The sequence below is a fragment of the Acinetobacter calcoaceticus genome, from assembly GCF_016508255.1.
Lineage (GTDB): Bacteria > Pseudomonadota > Gammaproteobacteria > Pseudomonadales > Moraxellaceae > Acinetobacter > Acinetobacter calcoaceticus_E.
In genome coordinates this window covers 498686-514738 of record NZ_JADVKT010000002.1, presented here as the reverse complement: position 1 = coordinate 514738, position 16053 = coordinate 498686, and the positions used below count along the sequence as shown (strand labels likewise).

Annotated in this window: 15 protein-coding genes and 1 tRNA gene; 11 read left to right on the top strand and 5 right to left on the bottom strand. The window is 33.2% G+C overall.

Annotated features, from left to right (window positions below; translation table 11 throughout):
- Positions 1–44: 44 nt before the first annotated feature.
- On the bottom strand, positions 45–257 hold the full coding sequence (locus tag I5515_RS06365; protein WP_199965286.1) for a hypothetical protein: 213 nt from the start codon (positions 255–257) through the stop codon (positions 45–47).
- A 63-nt stretch (positions 258–320) separates the two neighbouring features.
- Positions 321–671 carry a hypothetical protein gene (locus tag I5515_RS06360; protein WP_199965285.1) on the bottom strand — a complete coding sequence of 117 codons (351 nt, stop codon included), beginning with the start codon at positions 669–671 and terminating at the stop codon, positions 321–323.
- Between the two features lie 398 nt (positions 672–1069).
- Between I5515_RS06360 and I5515_RS06355 the strand changes: the two genes are divergently transcribed.
- The 5 genes from I5515_RS06355 to I5515_RS06335 all read left to right on the top strand — a co-directional run bounded on the left by I5515_RS06355 (position 1070) and on the right by I5515_RS06335 (position 6809).
- Complete coding sequence (locus I5515_RS06355; protein WP_199965518.1) at positions 1070–1642, top strand: fimbrial protein; 573 nt, start codon at positions 1070–1072, stop codon at positions 1640–1642.
- Positions 1643–1715: 73 nt separating this feature from the next.
- Entirely contained in the window at positions 1716–2459 is a 744-nt protein-coding gene (locus tag I5515_RS06350) for a molecular chaperone (RefSeq protein WP_199965284.1), read from the top strand.
- 140 nt (positions 2460–2599) lie between these two features.
- Positions 2600–5056, top strand: coding sequence for a fimbria/pilus outer membrane usher protein (locus tag I5515_RS06345; protein WP_199965517.1), 2457 nt, complete (start codon positions 2600–2602; stop codon positions 5054–5056).
- Positions 5053–6072: a fimbrial protein gene (locus I5515_RS06340; RefSeq protein WP_199965283.1), complete on the top strand. Its 1020-nt coding sequence runs from the start codon at positions 5053–5055 to the stop codon at positions 6070–6072. The genes I5515_RS06345 and I5515_RS06340 overlap by 4 nt, the downstream gene beginning before the upstream one ends.
- 557 nt (positions 6073–6629) lie before the next feature.
- Positions 6630–6809 carry a hypothetical protein gene (locus I5515_RS06335; protein ID WP_199965282.1) on the top strand — a complete coding sequence of 60 codons (180 nt, stop codon included), beginning with the start codon at positions 6630–6632 and terminating at the stop codon, positions 6807–6809.
- Between the two features lie 164 nt (positions 6810–6973).
- On the opposite strand, the gene I5515_RS06330 is transcribed toward I5515_RS06335, so the two are convergent.
- Positions 6974–7825 (bottom strand): LysR family transcriptional regulator, encoded by an 852-nt coding sequence (locus I5515_RS06330; RefSeq protein ID WP_199965281.1) that lies wholly within the window; start codon positions 7823–7825, stop codon positions 6974–6976.
- Between the two features lie 94 nt (positions 7826–7919).
- Between I5515_RS06330 and I5515_RS06325 the strand changes: the two genes are divergently transcribed.
- From I5515_RS06325 to I5515_RS06315, 3 genes are all read left to right on the top strand, one after another.
- Positions 7920–8849, top strand: coding sequence for a DMT family transporter (locus I5515_RS06325; protein WP_199965280.1), 930 nt, complete (start codon positions 7920–7922; stop codon positions 8847–8849).
- A 252-nt stretch (positions 8850–9101) separates the two neighbouring features.
- Complete coding sequence (locus tag I5515_RS06320; protein ID WP_199965279.1) at positions 9102–9566, top strand: hypothetical protein; 465 nt, start codon at positions 9102–9104, stop codon at positions 9564–9566.
- A gap of 242 nt (positions 9567–9808) precedes the next feature.
- A complete protein-coding gene (locus I5515_RS06315) occupies positions 9809–11224 on the top strand; it encodes a purine-cytosine permease family protein (protein WP_199965278.1) in 1416 nt (471 codons plus the stop codon).
- Positions 11225–11282: 58 nt separating this feature from the next.
- Here the strand turns inward: I5515_RS06315 and I5515_RS06310 are convergent, their stop codons facing one another.
- The gene (locus I5515_RS06310; protein ID WP_199965277.1) at positions 11283–11720 is read right to left on the bottom strand and encodes a PACE efflux transporter; all 438 of its coding nucleotides are present in this window, start codon (positions 11718–11720) and stop codon (positions 11283–11285) included.
- A gap of 89 nt (positions 11721–11809) precedes the next feature.
- On the opposite strand from I5515_RS06310, the gene I5515_RS06305 reads away from it, so the two are divergent.
- Together I5515_RS06305 and I5515_RS06300 are read left to right on the top strand one after the other, a co-directional pair.
- Positions 11810–12694 carry a LysR family transcriptional regulator gene (locus tag I5515_RS06305; protein ID WP_199965276.1) on the top strand — a complete coding sequence of 295 codons (885 nt, stop codon included), beginning with the start codon at positions 11810–11812 and terminating at the stop codon, positions 12692–12694.
- 1266 nt (positions 12695–13960) lie between these two features.
- Positions 13961–14037: transfer RNA gene (locus I5515_RS06300), tRNA-Ile, on the top strand.
- A gap of 174 nt (positions 14038–14211) precedes the next feature.
- Here the strand turns inward: I5515_RS06300 and I5515_RS06295 are convergent.
- Positions 14212–15075 carry a hypothetical protein gene (locus I5515_RS06295; protein ID WP_199965275.1) on the bottom strand — a complete coding sequence of 288 codons (864 nt, stop codon included), beginning with the start codon at positions 15073–15075 and terminating at the stop codon, positions 14212–14214.
- 280 nt (positions 15076–15355) lie between these two features.
- Between I5515_RS06295 and I5515_RS06290 the strand changes: the two genes are divergently transcribed.
- On the top strand, positions 15356–15928 hold the full coding sequence (locus tag I5515_RS06290) for a TetR/AcrR family transcriptional regulator (RefSeq protein WP_199965274.1): 573 nt from the start codon (positions 15356–15358) through the stop codon (positions 15926–15928).
- Positions 15929–16053: the final 125 nt, after the last annotated feature.

Here is a 16053-nt window from a genome sequence, read left to right as displayed (position 1 = left end):
AGACAGTAAAATAAAAAAGCCCTGATTCTTCAGGGCTTTTTTATTTAAACAGAAGTAACTAAAATTCCATAAGTGGCATTAAGAAATGTCCCTACTCGAATAATGTCTTTTCCTGCTGCATGCGTTACAGACAACTCTTGGCTCAACACATCAAAATTAAAAGAATCAAAAACATCTTGATGATGTAAGAGCCAAGTCACTGTATCTGCTATATTATCATCCGCAATATAAGTTAAGGCTTTAAAGTCTTTACTCATGAATCACTCTTGAAAATAAATTTTATGAATTTTATATGAGTTAACTCGACCTTAAAAGAAAATCTAAGCTACTTTAGGATTCACTAAAGAATGACCAGACAATAAACTTGTCAAAGCTTGAGGTGAGAATTCCAATGAAAGCACATGATTCTTGAGATTAACAGAATGCTTACTAATCAATGGAAGTAAACCTTCTTCTGTTTCAAATACGTATTCATCTGCAATATTTAAGATGCCCTCAAGATTAGTTGTACTTGAAGCAAGGTCATGACTAAAGATGTCATAAATCGTTTGTAAATTAAACGTTGTCTGCTGCTCCGTTGGGTGCTTAATGAGATAATCCTTTAAAAACAAAACTAGTTTATGAGCAAAGAAAAAGTAATTAGGTTTATAACTATACTTCATACTATTCATGGAACGGAACTCCAGATTATCTTTTATTAAATTACAACTAAAACAGTAGGAATTGAATCTTAAAAAATTCTTAAAAAATAAACATATTCACACGACAAATAAAAAAACATTTTAATTGTTAAAAAACATAAGGTTATAGAAAATTTCTATCTTAAATATTTTAAAATTAGATTAACTTAATAAAATACAATCACTTAAATATTACGAGTTTTTTAATTTTATTTTAAAAAATGAATTCCAAGATATTTTACCAAATGATAAAAAATATATTTTCAAAATATTTATTAATAAAAACAACTGATCAAAATATATATAAATATAATGTTTTCCTTGTTTTTTGGTTGAAAAGTGATATATTTCCTTCGCCTTACTTAAGCAGAATAAAATTGCTAAAAGTATTGGATTTTATTTTAAAAGGCTATTCTGGGGATTTTATGAAAAAGTTTATTTTTATGGCGGCGGTTTCTCTCTTAAATATAACAAATGCACAAGCTGCAGATGGCACAATTACTATTAATGGTCTTGTCACAGATAATACTTGTACTATTGATACTGGAGATAAAAATCTAATAATCAATCTGCCTACAGTTTCATCTCAAACTTTAAAAAATGCAGGTGATGTGGCTGGTCGTACCCCATTTCAAATTAATTTAACGAACTGCGCCTCTGCTGGAAAAGTAGCTACCTATTTTGAGCCGGGTGCTACCGTTGACTTTAATACTGGTCGTTTATTAAACCAAGCAACCTCAGGCGGGGCAACAAATGTGAATATCCAGTTGCTAGGTAGTAATAATGCTGTAATCCCTGTACTTGCTACAGGTACGAATGAAGCTCAGACCAACTCACAATGGGTGAGCGTTTCAGCAGGTGGTAATGCTGACCTTAACTATTACGCTGAATATTATGCTACCGGTGCTTCTACTGCTGGTACAGTAACGTCGCAAGTAAAATACACCATTATTTATCAATAAAATTAAAATTGAAGCTTCTATCTTTAAGTAGAAGCTATCTCCTGTCTATTATTTAATATTGAGAATATGACTCATGCTTTTTCGTGGTCGTAAGTTTTTGTGGGGATTAGTTTGCCTACAGGTAGCACTATCTACCTCAGGTCATACTGAAATTGTTTTACATGGAACGCGTGTCATTTATCCTTCAAATGCGCGTGAGATCACATTACAACTAAGTAATAACGGAACAGCTCCCTCTCTCGTTCAAGCTTGGATTGATGATGGAAATGCGAAGTTAACTCCCGATGAAGCAAATGTTCCTTTCATTATTACACCACCAATTTCACGAGTAGAAGCGACTAAAGGCCAGACCTTAAGAATTACAGCTCTACCTAATTCTTCTCAATTAAGTCAGCAACAAGAATCTATTTTTTGGCTTAATGTTTTAGATATACCTCCTAAACCCGAAGGCAAAACTCAACAAGATCAAACCACCTCTATTTCTAATAATTTTTTGCAGCTGGCTGTTCGTTCGCGAATTAAATTTTTTTATCGTCCTATAAATCTAAAAGAAAATATTGATCAACTAAGTGAGAAAGTCGAATGGAAAATGAATGACCCATATCTATTAGTGAAAAACCCGACACCCTTTTTCCTCACTATAAGTTCCGTTTTTCAAGGAAATGAAGGCCATAAAACAGACTTATTACAACAAGGTTTAATGATTGCCCCTTTTTCCGAAGATAAAATAAAACTGAAAAATAAAAATTTAGCAGATATGAGCTTTATATATATCAATGATTATGGTGGAAGAGTTGAGCACCCAATAAAGTTCTAACCTTACTGTATTACTTAAGAAAACCTAAATACCTATCATGAATAGGCTCTAAAACTATGTCTAAATGGTTTATACCTTATATATGTTTAATAAGCCCTTTTAGTTGTTATGTGGCCTCAAGTATTGCGATATTTATGCCTTTGGCTGTATATGCTGAAAATAGTACCGATGTTTCAGGTTTCTCAAAAGCAGAGTTTGATAGCAATTTTTTAGTAGGTAATGCACAAAAAATTGATATTGGTCGTTTCAAATATGGAAACCCCATCTTAGCTGGTGAATATAGCTTAGATGTCTATATCAATGGTCAATGGTTGGGTAAACGACGGATGCACTTTAATGCCCGCACTCCTAATACAAATGCCGAAACCTGTTTCACGAAAGCCATGTTACTAGAATATGGCGTAAAAGCAGATGTGCTTAACCAACATTCTCATGCATCATCTCTTTCTTGTGATGCACTAGGTACTTGGATAGATAATGCTTTTTATTTATTTGATAGCTCCCGCTTACGAATTGATATTTCTATCCCCCAAGTCACATTAGAAAAAAATGCACAGGGCTATATCGATCCACATCTTTGGGATCGAGGCATTAATGCAGCTTTTTTGACATATAACGCGGCTGCCTATCGAATAGTTAACGAACAACATGAAAGTGCATATGCTTTTATGGGGACTAATCTTGGAGCAAATTTAGAGAGCTGGCAATTTCGCCATAATGGACAATGGAAATGGCAAGACCATACTGATTTTCAATCTAATAATTCTTCTTATACTTCAACAAACACATATATCCAAAAAGCTTTTCCGAAAATTCATGGTGTTGTGACTTTAGGTGATTATTTTACTGATAGTGATTTTATCGATTCTTTACCGTATCGCGGCATAAATATTTCAAGTGATGACCGAATGCTTCCAAACAGTATGCTCGGTTATGCTCCCAGAGTAAAAGGTTATGCAAAAACCAATGCGAAAGTCGAGGTTAGACAACAAGGCAATTTAATTTATCAGACAACAGTGCCCCCCGGAAACTTTGAAATTAATGATCTTTACCCAACAGGATTTGGAGGCGAGCTACAAGTTTCAGTAATTGAATCTAATGGATTAATTCAAAAATTCTCTATTCCCTATTCTTCTGTCATCGAAATGCTACGCCCCAAAATGAGCCGTTACTCTTTTACTGTAGGGCAATTTCGAGATTCAAACCTTGGTTTAACTCCGTGGTTGATGCAGGGCAAATATCAACGGGGAATTAATAATTACTTCACAACTTACAGTGCAGTTCAAGCGACTCAGCAGTATCTTTCACTATTACTAGGTACAGCTTTTTCAACACCTATTGGAGCTATCTCTTTTGATGCGACTCAGTCAAAATCTGAGTTTGATCATCAACCTAAAATGACAGGGCAAAGTTATCGTTTAAGTTACAGCAGATTATTTTCTCCAACAAATACTAATTTCACATTAGCGACTTATCGCTATTCAACAGAAAACTACCTCAAATTGCGTGATGCAATTTTAATTCAAGATTTACAACAACAAAATATTGATAGCTTTTCGGTGGGAAAACAAAAAAGTGAATTCCAGATTACTTTAAATCAAGTTTTTCCAAAACAATGGGGAAATTTTTATTTAGTGGGTTCATGGATAAACTATTGGAATCAACCCACGACCAACAAACAGCTCCAATTAGGTTATAGCAATCAATTTAAAGATTTAACTTACAGTTTATCTGCAATTAGCAGCGAAATTGATGAAGGCGGCAGTCGCACAGGTCAAGATACACAGTACCTTGCCTCTTTATCTTTTCCACTAGATCTTAAGAAAAATTCTCTGACTTTTAATAGTGTTATTGGTGAAGATAGTCAGACTTTAAGCCTCAGTGGCTTTACAGGAAGTCGCTTAAACTACGGCGCATCAATTTCTAATCAAGACCGTGGTCAAACGAACCTAAATATTAATGCTACCTATAAAACAAACTATACAACATTTGGTACGTCATTCAGTCACGCAAACTCATACCAACAAGAAATGCTGAGCCTCAGTGGCAATATTGTTGCACATTCCCAAGGAGTTCTGTTTGGGCCAGATCAGGCTCAAACCATGGTACTGGTCTATGCACCAGATGCTACTGGAGCAAAAGTCGGTAATACACCTGGACTCAGTATTAACAAAAAGGGATATGCAGTTATTCCCTATGTTACACCTTACCGTATGAATGATATCAGTCTTGACCCACAAGATATGTCCACACAAGTTGAACTTGCTGAAAGCAGTTTACGGATTGCTCCTTATGCAGGCTCAATCACTAAAGTTCAATTCTCAACAAAAAAAGGTTATGCACTTTTTATTAGTACAACAACATTAGATGGTTCACATCTACCTTTTGCAGCACAGGTATACAACCAGAATAACGAAGTAATAGGCATTGTCGCGCAAGGCAGCCGCATTTATTTACGAACACCCTTAACCCATGACCGTTTATATGTGAAATGGGGAAATACGAGTACTGAAAAATGTGAACTTGAATACGATATAGCGGATCAAATAATGCATAACAACCAACCAATTATTATGACAAAGGCAGTCTGTAAATGAATAATATTTTAAAAAAAATTGGATTTTTGGCAGTGAGCCTATTTGCTTATAGTCATACAAATGCAAATTGTAATTTAAGTAAAGGATTTACTACCGTCGATATTCCGATGACTATCGGTAAAATCGTAGTAAAACCAAATGATCCAATAGGAACGATCTTACAAAAGAATACTTTTACAGTATCTCCTAATAATTCAACAGCAACTTGTAATCGTGGGAGTGATCAAATTATTGCAGCTCTCCCCTTAAATTATCCAATTAGTCCTATTGGTAATAATGTCTATGCGACCAATATTCCTGGTATTGGCATTCGTCTTTACCGTGAAGCTGCCGATGCTTCAGATTTTTCAGGATATTATCCCTATAGACGTACGTTAACACCCAATAAAGCATATACACTTTCCCCCGGGTATTTTGTTATGGAGATTATTAAAACTGCTGCGACTACTGGTTCTGGAGCATTAGTAGCAGGCCGTTACAGTACCTATTACGTATCAGGACAGCAGAACCGACCATTTTTAACAACTACCGTATTAAGTAATACCCCTATTCTTATTGCATCCTCATCTTGTGAAATTCAAAATGGTGTAGATTCACCAGTTCAACTTCCAACCGTGATGAAATCAGGCTTTAGAGCTATTGGGTCAACCCAAGGTGAAGAAAGTTTTAATCTATCAATCTTATGTAATGGTGGTGAAAACAACTCTGGTATCGCTACGAGCAATACGATCAGCTTAAGTTTTGATTATAATTCTGATACCTCAAATAATCAGGTAATTAACAACAGTGCCGCGAATTCAATAAAAGCTAACGGTGTGGGTGTAGAATTGTTATGGAATATGAATGGAGCAAATAAGCCGATTCAAAAAGCAACCAAACTCAATATAGGTACGGTGAGTTCCAACCAAACTGTAGAATATGATATTCCTTTAACTGCTCGTTATTATCAAACTGCTACTAATGTAACCTCAGGTGAGGTTAAAGCTACAGCGACTGTGACTATTCAATATGATTAGTTACTATCTATAAAATTACTAGAAATAAATAAGCTTAATGCTACAAAGAGAACTCAAAAAATTATTTTTTCAAACTTTGTAGTTTTATTAAAAAATCACATAAAAAAATGCTCATAAGCAAAAATAGCAAATGAGCATTAGTGATAACCACTTAACCTGAAATACAAATTATGGGAAATAGATCACAATTTGCATGGGTATAATTTCAAAAATCAGCTTAAAGATCAAGTCTTTTTTTTAACAAGAATTCTAAAAAATAACATAAGATGCTGTTTTAAATAAATTAAAAAATAAATTTAATTTATAAAAAGTATTTTATAGTGTTTCTAAAGAATTATCATTCTATCAATTAATAAAAACTTAATTTTAAGAAAAATTAAAAGATATTTATCTAGTTTAATAAATTAAAAATCAATTTAATTTCAAATAGTTATTTAGGATTCATAAAAATTTAAATTTTACAGAATTACATAATTTATAATAAAAAAAACATAAATAAATTTAGAATTCCCCTTCAATTGCAAATAATATCTTTAGACTTTTTATCAGAACGTAACATGCTCATTTTTTGGAAAATATTATGTATCTTATTACTAAGTCTAGGTGCTACAAGTATAGGTTTTGCGATTAGTAAAATTGATCTTTTTCTTTTTTTTATAGGTTTCCTTTTCTTAACCTGCTTTATCTTGGCTTTAATGCAAGCACGTGAAGATGCTGTTTTTTTTCCAGATGATTAAATTATTATGAATATGTTTGATATAGCCTCGTCTATTTTTGCAAGTGTAAACTCCCCTCATCAACCGCCCGATAAAAATATTCGTAGAGAGAGTTCTACTCAACAAAGGTTTTGGACAGCAGCAGAAAAAATTAGCCAAGATGCAAACATTGTAATAAAGTAAATTTAAACCTTAAAAGATTCAAAACAACTCATAAGAAAGTCCATTGCCACACGTATCGCTGGGCTATACCGTAAATCTTCATGTGTTACTAACCAGATTTCCGCGCTCATAGGATGATCGTCTTGCAATCTTACTAAATTGCCGAGCGCTCCTAAAAAATCAGGTAAGACCGCTAAACCGACTTCCCCACATGCAGCTCTCCACTGTAACTCAGGATGGTTTGTAACCATTACAGGTTCTTTATTACCTAATCGTTCTTTTAACTTCTGCTGTTTTTGACCGTGTACGCCCCCTACCTCTACGCTAATCCATTCATAATTTTCAGGATCAGTTGAGGCTAAATAATTTGGAGCCGCATATATTCCAAAAGGAATTTCACCTACTTTGCGAGCAACTAAATTTTCATCTTTAGGACGGCCAAATCGTACAGCAATATCAGCTTCACTATGCTGTAAAGAAACATAATGAACATCACCGAGTACACGCAATTTTAATTGAGAATAATGACGATAAAATCGCCCCAGATGAGGCATGATGAGATGCGCAGCAGTTAAAGGAGGCATACTAATAGAAACACTACCCTTCACCTCTTGCTGACCAGCCTGGGTTAAACGTTCAATAGAAAAAGTTTCTTCCATCATACGAGCAACCACTTGTGCAAGTCGCTCCCCATCAGGAGTAAGAATGTATGTCCGTGGTCTACGATCGACTAATTTAAGTTTTAAGTTTTGTTCTAACTGGGCAATTCTTCTGGATACAGTTGCGTGGTCTACACCCAATTTTCTTGCGGCAGCAGACAGTGACTTCTCTTCAGTAAAAACAGAAAAGTAATGTAAATTTTCCCAATCAATCATTGTGCAAATTTTCACATTAGAAGTGTATTAATACGGAATTGTACACCTTTATATAATTGCCCAGAATAAAACCTTTATTATTGGGAGCCTGACGATGAACAGAACGGTGGCTTATGCCTATGCTGGCGTTGTATTAACGATGTTTTTTTGGGGATCAGCATTTAATGCAATGTCTTATATTATTCACCATATGCCTCCGCTATCTGCCGCATCTGAACGGTTTTCAATTGCAAGCCTAGCCTTACTTCTGATCTTTTCAATAACAGGAAAACTAAGGTGGGCCGCCTTAAGTCAGAATGTATTCATCTATCTTATTATTGGGGTTGTCGGCATTGCGGGCTTCAACATAGGTTGTTTTTATGGCTTACAAACGACATCTGCCGTAAATGGGGCTTTAATTATGGCAACTACACCGTTGATGACTTTATTAATGACGATTATTTTGGACGGAGAAAAACTTACCCCGAATAAGTTTTTAGGTGTTTTATTCGGCTTAAGCGGTGTGCTACTCGTTATTAGTCAAGGGCATATAACAACTTTACTTCACCTAAAAATAGACATTGGAGATCTATTTATATTACTAGGGGCTTTTGGGTTTTGCTTAGCAAATGTTCTATCTCACCGTTATGTAAAAAATGCTACCCCATTAGAAACAACGACTTTTTCTATGATGTTCGGTGCAATAACACTTGGCATGATGAGTCTGATATTTGAAGATCCTCTTACGGCCATCACATCTGCACCTATAAATGCGCATTTGGCTATGGGATATGTCATTATCTGCTCTACAATGATTGCTTATTTATTCTGGTTTAATGGCATACAAAAGTTAGGCGCTGGACGTGCTTCCGTCTTTTTTAACTTTGTACCAGTATTTAGTATGCTGATTGCCCTACTTACAGGACAATCTCTAAATATCTGGCAAGTGGTAGGCACAGCATTAGTCATGCTTGGTGTAATGATTAGCGGAGGTCTTTTAAAAATTAAACGTACTTCTCTTATAGCTAAACATTGTACTAAATAGGAAATATGCTGCTACATTAAAAACTCTATATTTATCATGTAGCAGCATTTTAAAATACAAAATAGAAAAATTATCGATTTAATAAACTCTTTAATTTTATAGGTTTATTTTTAAAGTAAATTTTTACATTTTTTATTATTTATCACAAAAGCACATCTTAATTATTCCGTTGTAACAAATGATATATGTTTCTTTAAAAGTTAATAAAAGGCTGCCATGTATAGTTTTAAAACAACCAACGGAGATATTAAAATGAAACTGGATTTTACAACCATTGAAAAGCAAGCTAAATTGCTGCAAGAAGAGCAAGAGAAAATAGAGCAACAAGACCATGACTTTCAAGTTGCTTTAGATAAGCACAGAGAATCTTTAAAGAATTTATTTAAAGATCTTTTCTCAAACCATGAAATTAAAACGGAAAATGGAGGTCATTTTTGTGTAAATTTTGGAAATTATAAAATTTCTTTATTGATTGAGACTGCTAAATTTGAAAATGGTGTGCCTGTAAAATTAAATTCGGTAAACCCCGTTATTATTAAATGCAAAAAAGATAAACCAGTTGCAAAAGCCCAATTTACCGATGCAACTCAATATCTAGATAATTCCTCAGAAACTCCAAACTATCAGTATTACTATAAACAAGAAGATAAAACCCAACTCGTCCAACTTTCTGAACTTCCAACTTTTTTTCAAGCTATCTTAGACACAGAAGCATAAATTAAGGCCCTCAATAGAGGGCTTTTTTATATATTATTTTTTTATCACCTAAATTTATTAAAAATAAAATCAGACTCATTTTTCTATTTATCTATGAAATATTTAAGCCACTTTTTGTATCTATCAGCTCAAAAAATATTTGATTATTTTTTAAATTACTTGTATATACATGTTTGTATTTGTTTGTACAAATACGGACTTAATAAAAAAAGAGTGGACTCTTAAAGGACAAGGAGAGTGTAATGGACTCATCGGCTGAGAAACCAAATAGTAGTTTTATTGAAAACCGAAGCATTGATTTTATTCCAGAGAATGAAAGACATGGCGGAGTGTTCGCTCAATTCACCCTCTGGTTTGGTGCCAATTTGCAAATCACGGCCATTGTGACGGGTGCACTAGCAGTTGTATTAGGCGGTGATGTTTTTTGGTCGATTATTGGTTTATTTGTGGGGCAGTGTTTTGGTGCTGCTGTCATGGCTCTACACGCTGCTCAAGGTCCAAAACTTGGCCTTCCCCAAATGATTTCAAGTCGTGTTCAATTTGGGGTATATGGTGCGTGCATTCCAATCATACTCGTCTGTCTCATGTATCTGGGATTTACCGCAACCGGTGAGGTGCTCGCGGGTAAAGCAATTGCACACCTAGCACATGTCAGCAATACAACAGGCATCTTAATTTATGCATGTTTGATTATCATATTTGCAACCATTGGATATCGTTTAATTCACTGGGTAGGCAAAGTAGCCAGTATTATTGGCTTGATTGCTTTTGTTATTATTCTGACTCAAATTTTAGCTCTTTCTGATTTTTCAGAACTCTTAGCAGTCCGTCATTTTAGTTGGTCTTCATTTTTGTTAGCAGTTTCACTTTCTGCTTCTTGGCAAATCTCTTTTGGACCTTATGTTGCGGACTACTCTCGTTATCTTCCAACCAAAACGTCTTCATCTCGCGTTTTTTGGGCCGTTGGCTTAGGTTCTTTATTGGGTTCACAAATTTCCATGACCTTAGGAGTCTTGATCGCTCAAGTTGCAAACGGTCATTTTGTTGGAAATGAAGTCCAATATGTTGTGGGTATGAACCCCATTGCCTTAGTGGTTACCTTTTTATATTTTAGTATTGCTTTTGGCAAAGTTACACTGACTACTTTAAATGCTTACGGTAGTTTTATGTGTGTTGCTACCATTTGGAATAGTTTTAAATCGACAAATCAAATCTCAAAAATAACAAGATTACTCATTGTTCTTGCAATGGTTGTGATATCTACTTTCATCGCAATTATAGGAGAACATACTTTTTTAAATGCTTTCAAAGCTTTTATCTTATTCTTACTCACATTCTTTATTCCATGGAGTGCAATTAATCTTGTCGACTACTACTTTATCTCTAAAGAAGAATGTGATGTCGATGCGCTATATGACCCAAATGGTAGATATGGCCGTTGGAATCGAATTGGCATTGCTTGCTACTTTTTAGGTATTTTGATTCAACTGCCATTTATTGAAAGTAAATTCTATACAGGGCAAATTGCTGCAATGTTAGGAGGGATCGATTTATCATGGCTTGTAGGCCTTATCGCTACCGCATTGATTTATTATATTTTCGCAAAAAGAGCACAAATTAAATTTGCCCAGCGATTATCACTTGAACAAAGCCAATAAATAAAAAATAAGATATCAAAGCATTCGGCTTTGATATCTTATGGGTATGTATAAACCGTTACTCGTGTAATGGTCTAACCTGTGCTGAAGAAGGAAGCCCGAATAACTTATCAAAACACCAATTAAATATAAAAGTGTAAATCGGAATAATAATAATAAAGGCGAGATCTAACCAAAAAGCTTTGACCAGCGAAATATCCATCCACCATGCAATAAGCGGAATCAAAAATACAACTAAGCTAAGCTGAAAACCAATTGCGTGCCCAACCCTACGTTTGACTGTACGGATATTACTACTTTGCCTCGCCTCCCACTTCTCATATAAAACATTGTAGATAAAGTTCCAAGTTACTGCGATGGTCGTGATCATGACAGATAGAGGCCCCGTATGTTCCACACTGTCACCTGCCAAAAGAGCTAACCCTACTGATGAAATAATCATTCCAATCACTTCATAAGAAGAAACATATACGATTCGACGCTTTACACCTTGCATAATAAACAAACTCTACTTAATTCTTTTTATTTTAATTTCAGTTAAAATCATATATAAAGTTAATAGCTTTCAGTTTGACTGATATCAAAATGAATTTTAACAGTGAAAATATTGAACTCTTCATCACCGTACTAGATACAGGATCTTTCTCTGCGGCCGCTCGTAAATTAAATCGAGTACCTTCAGCCGTAAGTATGGCGGCTGCCAATCTTGAAGCAGAATTGGGTTACACCTTATTTGAACGGACTCCTCGCAAGGTCATTCCAACTGCTAAAGCATTAGCTTTAGAACCGCAGGCGCGTATTATTTCTGAACAACTTAGGCTATTTAGTACTCATGCCTATGAACTTTCTTTAGGGCTTGAAACTAAATTACGCATTGGCGTTGTCTCAGATGTAAATACCAAATTATTATTCTATTCAATAAAAAAATTAGCCGATAAATTCCCGTTACTTAATATAGAAGTTATTACTGCCCCTCAAGATGACATCGTCAATTTACTTTATGCGGAAGAAATTAGTCTTTGCTTGGCGGGGTCAGATTTAAATATAAAAATGCGTGAAAATTTGCAATTGGTAATGGCTGAAACAGTAGTTGCAACTATCTCGTCTAATCATCATTTTCTACAAGAAAAAACAAAGCATTTTTCTATTGAAGAATTAATCAATATTAGACAAATTGTAGTGGCGAGTAGTGAGCATGAGATGACAGATTCCCGTTCAATTATTAGTGCAATGTACTGGAAAACTAATAATCTACAAACAGCAATTAATATGGTTGAAGCGGGGCTCGGTTGGGGAAATTTCCCTTTATCACTAGTACAAGAAAAAATCGATCAAGGCCACTTAGTGCTTTTAGATTTTAAAAATACAAAAAATCATTTACCTCTATCCATTTACTTAATTTGGCTTCAAGACCTCCCCTTATCTAAAGCAGCTCGAGAACTCATCCAAATTATTCAAGAAAATTTATAATTTTTTATACTTTAGTTCTAAGCACCTATGGTCTCTTTTTTATCGTTTTATTTCTGGTTATATGTACTTACTTTAAAAATTTAGCTTATTGTTCCCTTATTTTTTTCAATATTACAGAAAGCAAGAGGCCTACTTAAAAAAGCAGGCCTCTTACTGTATTTCAGGACTAAGCAATAGTTTTTTATTTTGGATAAAATACATTTATACTTTATTAAAACCCAGCATTTTAGTCAAGAATAAAATCAATAAAATACAATCATTTGTCTTCATTGTGAAAACAATCACATTTTAAGTTTTATATAGAAAACACATTAGAAAAAGAAAGAAATTCCAAGGGTAAAAAATGCAAATTTCTTCAATAAAAAGTTCTAATTTTTAATAAAATGAGATAAAGCATTTACTTTTAAGATGGACTTACTTTTACTCATTACTTTTCTTATTTCACCTTTAAAACTTTGTTCATCATATATATTTATTAGACTCTTTATTCTCAAATAATCTGATTATTAATTTTTTATGAGTAATTTCAAAAATATATACTACCCAAAGTTTTCAAAAATTAAAGAGAGATTATATAGTAAGTCCCAGAATGAAATTAACACCATAAACATTATCATTCTGCACCCTTAATTTTGAAATATTAATTATTTACTCTGACTCAGATCACTTAGAATAAACCCGAGTCATCGATAATATATTCATTAATTTTTATTAAAATTTAAAACCCTCATTACAATGATATAGACCTAGCTTTGATAAGAAGTTATTAATTCTATAAATATAATTTTATGAAATAATATTTACTCTAAAATCCTTATAAGCTTTATAAAAAGAATATTATATCTAAAATTTATAAATTTCGCGTAAGACATACATAAATTAGCTTCTACTCTACTAGTTTCTCTAAAATAATCTAAATTATATTTTTAGCAATATTCAAATACCGCCTCTCATCATACGGTTAAATTTCAAACAATATGTATTTTAAAAGAATAATGATTTGAATCGAAAAGACAATTGCACATCAATCACTATAAACTTCTGGCTAGAATAAGTTCTAACTGATCGATAAATAACTTAGTTCGCTTTACTCATGAAGTACTCATACGTTAGAATCGGTGTCGCTTGTAATATTTAACCAAAACAACACAATATTTTTTGGGTCTACTATGTACTACTTTAGAAAATTACTTGTGTTTAATTAAAAAATTGATTAGTATTGCACGCACTGAAAAGCCTTGAGATTAAAAGCTTTTCTTGTATATAGGGCCTATAGCTCAGTTGGTTAGAGCAGCGGACTCATAATCCGTTGGTCCCGTGTTCAAGTCACGGTGGGCCCACCAAATACTAACCCCATAAACTAAAAGTTTATGGGGTTTTTAATATGTATTCGAATAGAATATGGTTCACCGTTATAAAAAATACTTAAAATTTAATTATCAAATTTATTTTTATTTCCAAATTTTAACTTTTTAAAATAAATTTTCTTCGTGCGCTGAATATTTCTATTTCATCAATTAGGCTAAGATTTGTTTCCGTATAGGTTTCGAATGCTCTAACTGAGTATCCCAGAACTTTTCCCATAAATCACAATACTCTAAACATATCTTTTCAATGTAGTTATAGTCTTCTTCTGTACAAGCTTGCATTAAGACATACCATAAGTCTTCTTCATGATCATCGTCTGCGGCTTCTGCGCTTTCATCCTCAGAAATACCATGCACGTGGTAATAACCACCACCCTCAACGTCTAAACCTACGGCTTTAGTTGCTTTACGTAACGGTGGACTATAAAGGATGACTTCTTCTTCTGCGACTGCTAATAAGGCTGAAACAGCTTTATAGTCACCATAAGCATTTTCTAAAAATACTCTAACTTGATGTGCAATGTCGCTTGGATGATAAGTCAGACGATCTTCTTCTGTAATGCCAAAATCATTTAATACGTCTTCAAATAAAGGATAGTGAGCATATTCAGGATTTCCCTGATAGTAACCATCTTTGTCTAAACCAGGTCGAAAGCCAAACTCATCAAAAATATTGAGACTTAAAAGAAAGCGTGGAAACATTTTCGCACCAGCATGCAATCTTGGCTCTAACTGTTTAGTTTGAAATTGAGCCATGAGCAGTGCATCAGTAAAAGTTTGCACAATTGCATGACGATATTCTAAGTGAATTTTTTTTAAATTTTCTTTATTAATTTCTCCGTTATTTAAAATATCAATCGCGGGATGATGTGACACTGCATGTTTAGCAATTTTTTCTCTTAATTGGGTCAAAAATTCTGAATTTTTTCCCCATAATTCGGCTGAAATGCTTTGCTTCATCCCTGTGAGTGCTTTCTTTCTAGGATTATTAAAATTCTCAAATTTCTTAGGCATATCCACTCTCATTAAACTTATTTTGAAGCCTGATCGATTTTTACATATTTTATTATAAAAACAATGACTTAAATTGATATTTAAACATGTTCCTTCAACAATCAATATTAGAATTAAAATCATACGAAATCAAATAGAAAATTAAAAAAAACTTTAGTTAATGATAATCATTAACACAATATAAACTTGAATCAAGTCCCTTTTTTTACTATGATAATTTGTATTAAAATTTTAATTTTTTAGATTAAGTTATAATTAGTTCTAACTATATGGAATAGTAATGTCAAAAAAAGAAGATATTATAAATACTGCTTTAAATTTATTTAATCAGATTGGTTACAATGCTACTGGTGTTGACCGTATTATTGCTGAATCGAATGTGGCAAAAATGACATTTTATAAATATTTTCCTTCAAAAGAAAATTTAATTATGGAGTGTTTGCAACATCGAAATTTAAATATTCAAAATTCAATTAATGAACAGCTAAGTTTACGAAAAGACGCCAACCCACTTGAAAAAATTCATATTATTTTTAATTGGTATATTGAATGGATCAATAGCGAGACATTTAATGGATGTTTATTTAAAAAAGCATTTATTGAAGTATCTAAACAATATACTTCAATTCGTGAACCATTTTACGAATATACAAAGTGGTTGACCAATTTATTACAAGAACAGCTTACTGGATTAGGTATAGAAAACCCTACTCCGCTTACTCACATCATTATTTCTATTATTGATGGGATGATTATTGATGGAACAACAGATAAAACACTTATTAACCCTGAAAAAATCTGGAAATATATTAAATATTTAATTAATGAAGAGATACCTCAACAGGTTTCTTAATTTTAAAATTATCTAAGTTTATTATATTTAAAAGAAAAATAAAAAGAACTTTTTTAAATCTTCTATAGCTTAGATAATCTTAATTTTTAATGCTCTACTTTAGCTTTCATAATTTTCTAGGCTTT

Bases quoted from the DNA above. Each gene is read 5' to 3' on its own strand.
- I5515_RS06365 (WP_199965286.1), bottom strand. From the start codon at position 257: ATGAGTAAAGACTTTAAAGCCTTAACTTATATTGCGGATGATAATATA.
- I5515_RS06360 (WP_199965285.1), bottom strand. From the start codon at position 671: ATGAATAGTATGAAGTATAGTTATAAACCTAATTACTTTTTCTTTGCT.
- I5515_RS06350 (WP_199965284.1), top strand. From the start codon at position 1,716: ATGCTTTTTCGTGGTCGTAAGTTTTTGTGGGGATTAGTTTGCCTACAG.
- I5515_RS06340 (WP_199965283.1), top strand. From the start codon at position 5,053: ATGAATAATATTTTAAAAAAAATTGGATTTTTGGCAGTGAGCCTATTT.
- I5515_RS06335 (WP_199965282.1), top strand. From the start codon at position 6,630: ATGCTCATTTTTTGGAAAATATTATGTATCTTATTACTAAGTCTAGGT.
- I5515_RS06330 (WP_199965281.1), bottom strand. From the start codon at position 7,825: ATGATTGATTGGGAAAATTTACATTACTTTTCTGTTTTTACTGAAGAG.
- I5515_RS06325 (WP_199965280.1), top strand. From the start codon at position 7,920: ATGAACAGAACGGTGGCTTATGCCTATGCTGGCGTTGTATTAACGATG.
- I5515_RS06320 (WP_199965279.1), top strand. From the start codon at position 9,102: ATGAAACTGGATTTTACAACCATTGAAAAGCAAGCTAAATTGCTGCAA.
- I5515_RS06315 (WP_199965278.1), top strand. From the start codon at position 9,809: ATGGACTCATCGGCTGAGAAACCAAATAGTAGTTTTATTGAAAACCGA.
- I5515_RS06310 (WP_199965277.1), bottom strand. From the start codon at position 11,720: ATGCAAGGTGTAAAGCGTCGAATCGTATATGTTTCTTCTTATGAAGTG.
- I5515_RS06305 (WP_199965276.1), top strand. From the start codon at position 11,810: ATGAATTTTAACAGTGAAAATATTGAACTCTTCATCACCGTACTAGAT.
- I5515_RS06295 (WP_199965275.1), bottom strand. From the start codon at position 15,075: ATGCCTAAGAAATTTGAGAATTTTAATAATCCTAGAAAGAAAGCACTC.
- I5515_RS06290 (WP_199965274.1), top strand. From the start codon at position 15,356: ATGTCAAAAAAAGAAGATATTATAAATACTGCTTTAAATTTATTTAAT.